A 7,763-nucleotide genomic window follows, 5' to 3' on the forward strand; every position below is an offset into this window, starting at 1 on the left:
TTATCTAAATCGAAACTTTCGTCCTGCGTGGGAACCATCGCCAGCGTAGCATTTATGGTAACATCAAAACCAAACAGCTGGTGAGGCTTTGCAGTGTTGTACCAACCGGCATTCATGGCGGTCCCAAACCCTTTACCAAAGGGTTCAAGATAGGCTTCTGTTAATTTCTCCATATCGGAAGCACCGGAACTTAAAAAGCGTGACACTTCGCTCTGAGCCATTGATGATAGTGGCACCACCATGGCAAACAACAGGTAAAACAAATTCTTTTTCATAATATAAGCAATTTAATTGTTATCTAATATTGAGTTTATAAACGATCCTGATCTTTGTAAACAGAAATTTACTAATTTTGATTATCGCAAACAAAACTACCAATAGACGAATTTACATAATTAATTGGAAATTATAACAATCGATAAAAAGGGTTGGTTCAGATAAAAAAGTTAATATAAATCAAACAGACAATATTTCTAAATACCAAAACAGAAGAAATGTCAAACCAATAAATTTACACAGGAATGAAAAAGATCATACAAACACAAAATGCACCTAAAGCCATTGGACCATATAGTCAGGCTACCGAAACAAATGGAATGTTGTTTATATCAGGGCAATTGCCAATTAACCCCAAGACCGGAGAAATACCGGAAGATATAAAAGCACAGACCAAACAATCACTTGAAAACACAAAACATATCCTTGAAGCAGCCGGTATGACTATGGAAAATGTTGTAAAAGCAACCGTTTTACTACACAATATTGAAGATTTTGCTGCTATGAATGAAATATATGCAGAATATTTCACAGAAAACCCGCCGGCAAGAGCTGCATACGAGGTTGCCAACCTCCCGAAAGGTGCACTGGTAGAAATTGAATCTATTGCGGCCAAATAAATCCAATAGTACATTTTTATACCACAGTCGCACATTATCTGACAAAAAATGCTTGTTGCAACAAATCAAACAAAACAGATATCAAATCCACAAGAATATTCTGTTTATCAACAATCCTGCACTTTTTTGTCTGATTTTTTTAAATTTATTGATTTATTGCGTATTATTGCTGATAAATAGCCAAAAATACTATAAAAATGATCAAGTCGCTGGCTGTGGCATTTAATTTTCTCGTAATATTAATACTTTCCAATATCTTTGGAGGAGTATCTGTTACACAAAACATCCCAGAGGAAGTGGATGCCGGCGATCAGTTTACCGTAAGTGTAACAATCGACAAGAGCAATATTGGGGCATTTGGCAGGTACCAAATGGAACTACCCAATGGCTTTGAAGCCAAAGCAAAAGAATCGAATGGGGGTTCATTCAACTTTTCTGACCAAAAAGTTCGTATACAATGGTTAACCCTCCCCTATGATGACCGTTTTACGATCACATTTGATGTTATTGTTCCGGCAACTGTATCAGGTGATTTTCAGTTAAGGTCGAGCTTTGCATTTATTAAAGACAATAGCCCCACCGTTGAAGAAATACCAGCACACACCATAACTGTAAAAGGCAGCGAGAGTGCCGAAGACCTTACAGCCACCAATACTTATAATTACAAAGGCGTTCGCATGAAAGAAATTGACTGCATACGCCAGAAACCCTACCTGAACGAAAACGACGAAATTATTGTAAACCTTTTGGTCGTAAATAAGGTAGGTATAAACCAATTCGGAAAGATACAGGAGCAAATTCCACGTGGATACAAAGCCATTAGCCTGCGTAGTAAAAATGCAATGTTTACAAATAATGGCAGAATACTCAAATTCATGTGGATGCAATTCCCAAACGACGAACATTTTGTGGTTACCTATAAACTCATCCAAACAGAAGAAATTCCCAACCAGGCTTTTCTTATTAAAGGAGAAATGACCTATACCAGAAACGGAAGAAACCACGTAATAGACATTGCCGAACGCCAAATTGACCTGGAAGAATTTGCCGAAGAAGATCTGGTTGTGGATAACACTCCAATGCCCGAAGATGATGAAAAAACAGATCTGTTGGATGCTGGAGACCGTTTTGCAGGAACAGACTACACTGCTGACAACCAAACAGGCACCGGCACTGACGATCAGCAAACCGGCGACGAAACCTATGCCGACAATCAAACACAAACACAACAAGACCAACAAACCACCGAATACACTCAGGATGATGAAAACGAAACCCAAACCTATCGTGAAACCAATTATGCAATTGCAGTTTCAAAAGGCATCACTTATCGTGTACAGGTAGCGGCAGGACACAAACTTGTTAATGAAGCATATTTCAGAAGAAGAAAACTAAAAGAAAATGTTCAGATAGAAATCCATCAGGGATGGCACAAATATACCGTAGGCTCTCATCATGTATACAAAAAAGCACGGGACCATCGCAATATGATATGGGAAACCACACCCATTAACGATGCATTTGTTTGCGCCTACAACAATGGCCAGAGAATTACTGTGCAGGAAGCCCTGATGATTGCCAATCAGAAATGGTATAAATAATTATGAAAGCATCGATATTTTTTAAATATATCTTGGGTATTGCCCTTTGCTGTTTTATACTTTTTCCAATCGACCTATTCAGCCAATTGGACGAGGAGTATGAGACCACCCTCCTACTTGAAGAAGAAGATGAAACTGATGTTTTTAATACCGTTTTTAAACCCGTGATTGGCATTGGAGAGGGTATGTTCACTTTTTTGGGTGACGTAAAAACCAAAACACCTTACAATCCAATGCAAGGGTACTGGGGGACCAAGGCAGTAATTTCAAGAACTATCGGGAAAAGTTACGAATTTGACTTATACTTTATTTTCGGCAAGTTCGGAGGCACACAAACAGGATATAATCAGGAAAGCTCAGTAGTACCCGTAGAAGGCAATGATAATGTTGTGGAAGCTTACCTCACAAACAGTAATAATAAAAACTTTTACACAGATATTACAGCATCAGGAGTTGCTTTTACATACAATTTTATCAATGCATTTAACAGAAAACGCCCCATTTTGCCTTATGTATCTATAGGTATTGAAACTATTCAGTTCAGACCCAAAACAGATTTAACCTATACCGATGACAATGGCAATCAATTACCATATCATTATTGGAGCGATGGGACCATAAGAAACGTTTCTGAGTCAAGCGGCCAGTCATCAGTTATCATCTCAAGAGACAGGGAATATGAAACAGATGCAAGAAATGCTTCGGGCCAGGACTACTCATTCTTTTCCTTTGGTGTTCCGGTAGAAGTAGGCGCAAATATTACAGTTACCGACCGCTTAACACTAAGACTGGGCAATGCATTCCATTTTGCATTTACCGACTATATCGACAACTATAGCAATAGCACCAACATAATCGAAAACGATCATTTTAACTACACCTATGCCTCATTGCGACTCGATATGTTTAGCCCGGCTGAAGAAATTATAGCCGTTGAGAACTTTAAAAACATTAAGTTTACCGTTACAGACAACGAGGATCAGGATAGTGATGGTGTGGATGACTTTAACGATGTGTGTCCGGATACTGAACCCGGCGTAAAAGTAGATTTCCGCGGATGTCCGTTTGACGAAGACCGCGACGGGGTCCCCGATTATAAAGACAAGCAAAAAGGCACAACCCTCGAAGCCCTTGGAGTTAGAGATAATGGAATACGCATACTGGATATGCATGTAATATCGATGCTCTATGAGCCCGAAGCCGTAAAACGTAAAGACATTTACAATTATTACAAAAAAGCAGGCGGAGAAGCAAAAGAATACGACGGGATACCTGACAAATTTAAACATCTTGACGAAAATGAAGATGGATGGATCTCACCCAAAGAACTGCAACAAGCGATTAACGACTTCTTCGACTTTAAATCAAAGCTGAAAGCAGACGATATTTACGAACTCAAAGAATTCTTTTTCCACCAGGATTGAAAAAATTAGCCGTCATAATTGTTGGATTATCCATCATGGCCGGGTGTAGCAAACACAAACACCAGTTTAAAATACCTATAAAGAATAACACACAGGATACCCTAACTGCAGAAATTTACAATACATGGACCGGACTTACCGATTCAGTTTTAAATATTGTTCCCGGCAAACAAACTCTGGTGCTCGACACCTTTGACCTCAAAAGCATTTACATTAATAAATATCCTGAAATAACTTTTTTTGCCTGGGACAAAGCACACATCAATATCACGCAAAAGCATATTCAGACTGATTCAATTAACGAAGCTATAAATGCCCATCAGCTGTGGACGCAAAAAGTAGCTACTGGCGAAACAAGTTCAAAATTCAAATGGCCCGGCAATCTTTCAAATCACAGATACATTAAAGGCTGGATTAAATACGATGAAGTACTTTATGGCCTGTTTAACGATACCACATACCAAATAGCACCAAATACATTTAGCGGCTACAGACTAAAAAGCTACCCTGCCGCTTATATGCTATTGCATAAATATACAGACACCACCGGTATGTGGATAAACGATTATGTAAAACATGTATTAGAAAAACTCAACCATGCCGGCGCATCAACCGGAGTTGAGAAATTGTTCCTGAGTCTCTATTTTAAACCACACAAGGTTAACCTGAGAAACGATAGTGTACTTGACGCACTCTCGAAATATAAACCCGGGGTTTATAAAGAATTAAAAGCCTATTATAAAAAGCGTGTGCAAAAGGCCAGCATCAAAAAAGGTGACAAATTTCCGCATTTACAGGGCACCACAGTAAACAGGACAAAGAGCAATATTGAATTCAATGCCCCATATACCCTTATTGATTTTTGGGCCACCTGGTGCATACCCTGCATTCAGCAAATGCCCGAACTAAACAAATACGCAAAACAGAACAAGCAGCATTTTAGAATTGTATCCATTTCAGTAGACAGCAAAAAAGATTTCCAAAAGTGGCAAAAATATGCGAATGAATACGATGCCATCAACCATATTTGGGTTAGCGACACTACTAATGTGCGAAAGCAGCTTGGCATAAAAGGGCTTCCGCATATGATGCTTGTTGATGCATCGGGGACCATCATCGACCCGGATTTCCCGCATATGATCAATCCATTGGCTAAAAAATGGCTAAGTGCTTTAACTACTAAAAGTCAGACTACAACAGCATCTTTACAGCCCAGGGACTAAAAAAAGTCGAGAAAAAAACACGATTAATTTGAGATTTCAAAATATTGCATTACTTTTGCCATCCAATTACCGGCGGATGTGGCGGAATTGGTAGACGCGCTAGACTTAGGATCTAGTGCCGCAAGGCGTGTGGGTTCGAGTCCCTCCATCCGCACAACATTTAAAACCGCCCTTGAAAGAGAGGCGGTTTTTTGCTAATTGTACAATTTGAAACTTAAGGATTGATATAATGGAAATCACGCTCAACAAGACCGACGATTTAAATGGTGTAATCAACGTTAACGTAACACCGGACGATTATCAGGAGAAGGTAGATAAGGTTTTGAAAGACTACCGTAAAAAAGCAAATATACCGGGTTTTAGACCTGGTAAAGTACCAATGGGATACGTTAAAAAAATGTATGGAAAAGCCATCCTGGTAGACGAAATCAACAAAATGCTCTCGGAGTCGCTTGTCGACTATCTGAAAAAAGAAGAGCTTAATATTCTGGGTGAGCCACTTCCTTCGCAAGACAGTGAATCAATTGATTTTGACAATCAGAAAGTATTTGATTTCAAGTTTGACGTAGCATTTGCACCTGAATTCGAGGTTAAACTTAGTAAGCGTGAAAAACTCAATTATTACGTACTTAAACCGGACGAAAAATTAATTGATGACACCATTAACAACTATGCATACCAAAATGGTGAAAATGTACCAGTCGACGAAATCACTGAGAAAGAAGAAACCCTTAAAGGCGATATAGTGCAACTTGATGCCGACAACAATCCATTGGAAGATGGCATTAAGAAAGAAAATGGACTTATGTCGCTGCAGGTAATGAAAGACGAGGACATTAAAAAGCAGTTTGAAGGTAAAAAACTGGGGGACACAGTAGACTTTGACCTTAAAAAAGCTTACCCAAATGACACTGAAATAGCCTCATTACTCGAAATCTCAAAAGAAGATGCGGCCAAAGTAGAAGGAAATTTCCGCATCACAATAAATGAAATTAACAAATTCACCCCGGCCGAAGTAAACCAGGAGCTTTACGACAAAATTTACGGAGAAGGAACTGTTACATCAGACGAACAATTCCGTGAAAAGATTGTAGAAGAAATCAAGGAAAACTTCAAATACCAGAGCGAATATAAATTCATGCTGGATGCGAAAGAGAAACTGATCAAAAAATTAGATCTCGATCTTCCGGACGAATTTCTTAAGCGCTGGTTAGATGCAACAAATAAAGAACTTACAAAAGAACAAATTGAAGAGGAATACGATAAGTTTAAGGAAGACATGCAATGGCAACTCATTGTAGATAAAATATATAAAGACAATGACTTCAAGGTTGAAGAGTCGGAAGTGATGGATTACGCTAAAGAGTCAACCCGCCAGCAATTTATGCAGTATGGCCTTAGCTATATACCGGACGAGCAACTTGAAAACTATGCCAAAGAAATTGCTAGCAAACCAGAAGAAAGAAGAAAAATTCTTGATAAATTAGCTGAAAACAAAGCAGTGGAATTTATAAAGGAATCAGTAAAAATTGAAGAGAAAGAAGTTTCACTAGACGAATTCAATAACTTTTTTAAATAATTTGGGTTATGGCAGCACAAAATAATGACGAATTCAGAAAATATGCAACAAAGCATTTAGGGATAAGCAGCATGGCATTGGATCAATACAACAATGCCGTGACCAACAACTTTATCTCTCCCACCATTATCGAAGAACGCCGGATGAATATTGCCACCATGGACGTATTCTCACGGCTGATGATGGATCGTATTATATTCCTTGGGCTGCCGATTGACGATTATGTAGCTAATATTATTCAGGCACAGCTACTATTTCTTGAATCGACAGACCCTAGCAAAGACATTCAAATCTACTTTAATTCACCCGGAGGCTCCGTATACGCAGGTTTAGGTATTTATGATACCATGCAGTATATTTCAGCCGACGTAGCCACCATATGTACAGGAATGGCTGCATCAATGGGTGCTGTTCTGCTCACAGCAGGTACAAAAGGGAAGAGATCTGCGCTTAAACACGCCCGCGTTATGATTCACCAACCAATGGGTGGTGCGCAGGGCCAGGCAGTAGATATCGAAATTACCGCCAAACAGATTCTTCAATTGCGTAAAGAGCTTTATGAAATTATTGCAGAACATTCTGGTAATTCTTTCGAGAAAATTGAAAAAGATTCTGATCGCGATTACTGGATGACTGCTGCAGAAGCAAAAGACTACGGTATGATTGATGAGGTTCTGGACCGAAACAAAAAGAAAAATTAAAACATAACTTCTCTACAACTGGAATGCAGAACCAAATCTGGTTCTGCATTCTTGTTTTAAAACCTTATATTTGTAGCACAGCTTTCCTGTTTTGTGCACCACATCGACGCCCTAACAATGGATTACTGATTATCCGTCTATTGTGAGTTTTAAATCAATATTTTGGGTGACCCGTTCATTTCGCTCAATAGAATTAAACTATGTTGGATAAACCCGGGTATCCGTGATGACGGCCAACTCGCCCTGGGTCTTGTCGTTGATCAGCAATAAAAAGTTTGCCAGCCAGGGATCAGTTGAAAAAGTTGTGGCCTTCTTTCGCCCCATTGATCGCGCTAATTT

7 protein-coding genes and 1 tRNA gene are annotated in these 7,763 nt (G+C 39.1%); 7 read left to right on the top strand and 1 reads right to left on the bottom strand.

The window, feature by feature from the left end; genetic code table 11:
- On the bottom strand, window positions 1–275 hold a 275-nt coding region (locus tag VJ937_RS11885; protein WP_324067378.1), incomplete at its 3' end, for a DUF6588 family protein.
- A 246-nt stretch (window positions 276–521) separates the two neighbouring features.
- On the opposite strand from VJ937_RS11885, the gene VJ937_RS11890 reads away from it, so the two are divergent.
- The 7 genes from VJ937_RS11890 to clpP all read left to right on the top strand — a co-directional run bounded on the left by VJ937_RS11890 (window position 522) and on the right by clpP (window position 7,424).
- Window positions 522–896 carry a RidA family protein gene (locus tag VJ937_RS11890; protein WP_324067381.1) on the top strand — a complete coding sequence of 125 codons (375 nt, stop codon included), beginning with the start codon at window positions 522–524 and terminating at the stop codon, window positions 894–896.
- A 197-nt stretch (window positions 897–1,093) separates the two neighbouring features.
- A complete protein-coding gene (locus tag VJ937_RS11895) occupies window positions 1,094–2,497 on the top strand; it encodes a hypothetical protein (protein WP_324067383.1) in 1,404 nt (467 codons plus the stop codon).
- 2 nt (window positions 2,498–2,499) lie between these two features.
- Complete coding sequence (locus tag VJ937_RS11900) at window positions 2,500–3,921, top strand: hypothetical protein (RefSeq protein ID WP_324067385.1); 1,422 nt, start codon at window positions 2,500–2,502, stop codon at window positions 3,919–3,921.
- Window positions 3,918–5,144 carry a TlpA disulfide reductase family protein gene (locus tag VJ937_RS11905; RefSeq protein WP_324067387.1) on the top strand — a complete coding sequence of 409 codons (1,227 nt, stop codon included), beginning with the start codon at window positions 3,918–3,920 and terminating at the stop codon, window positions 5,142–5,144. The genes VJ937_RS11900 and VJ937_RS11905 overlap by 4 nt, the downstream gene beginning before the upstream one ends.
- Window positions 5,145–5,216: 72 nt before the next feature.
- Window positions 5,217–5,298: transfer RNA gene (locus VJ937_RS11910), tRNA-Leu, on the top strand.
- Between the two features lie 75 nt (window positions 5,299–5,373).
- The gene (gene tig, locus VJ937_RS11915; protein WP_324067389.1) at window positions 5,374–6,723 is read left to right on the top strand and encodes a trigger factor; all 1,350 of its coding nucleotides are present in this window, start codon (window positions 5,374–5,376) and stop codon (window positions 6,721–6,723) included.
- Between the two features lie 8 nt (window positions 6,724–6,731).
- The gene (gene clpP, locus VJ937_RS11920; protein WP_324067391.1) at window positions 6,732–7,424 is read left to right on the top strand and encodes an ATP-dependent Clp endopeptidase proteolytic subunit ClpP; all 693 of its coding nucleotides are present in this window, start codon (window positions 6,732–6,734) and stop codon (window positions 7,422–7,424) included.
- Window positions 7,425–7,763 lie beyond the last annotated feature (339 nt).

It is taken from the genome of Salinivirga sp. (assembly GCF_035268865.1).
Classification (GTDB): Bacteria; Bacteroidota; Bacteroidia; order Bacteroidales; family Salinivirgaceae; genus Salinivirga.

Excerpts from the sequence above, each read along its gene's own strand:
- VJ937_RS11890 (WP_324067381.1), top strand. The coding sequence starts at position 522 with ATGAAAAAGATCATACAAACACAAAATGCACCTAAAGCCATTGGACCA.
- VJ937_RS11895 (WP_324067383.1), top strand. The coding sequence starts at position 1,094 with ATGATCAAGTCGCTGGCTGTGGCATTTAATTTTCTCGTAATATTAATA.
- VJ937_RS11900 (WP_324067385.1), top strand. The coding sequence starts at position 2,500 with ATGAAAGCATCGATATTTTTTAAATATATCTTGGGTATTGCCCTTTGC.
- tig (WP_324067389.1), top strand. The coding sequence starts at position 5,374 with ATGGAAATCACGCTCAACAAGACCGACGATTTAAATGGTGTAATCAAC.
- clpP (WP_324067391.1), top strand. The coding sequence starts at position 6,732 with ATGGCAGCACAAAATAATGACGAATTCAGAAAATATGCAACAAAGCAT.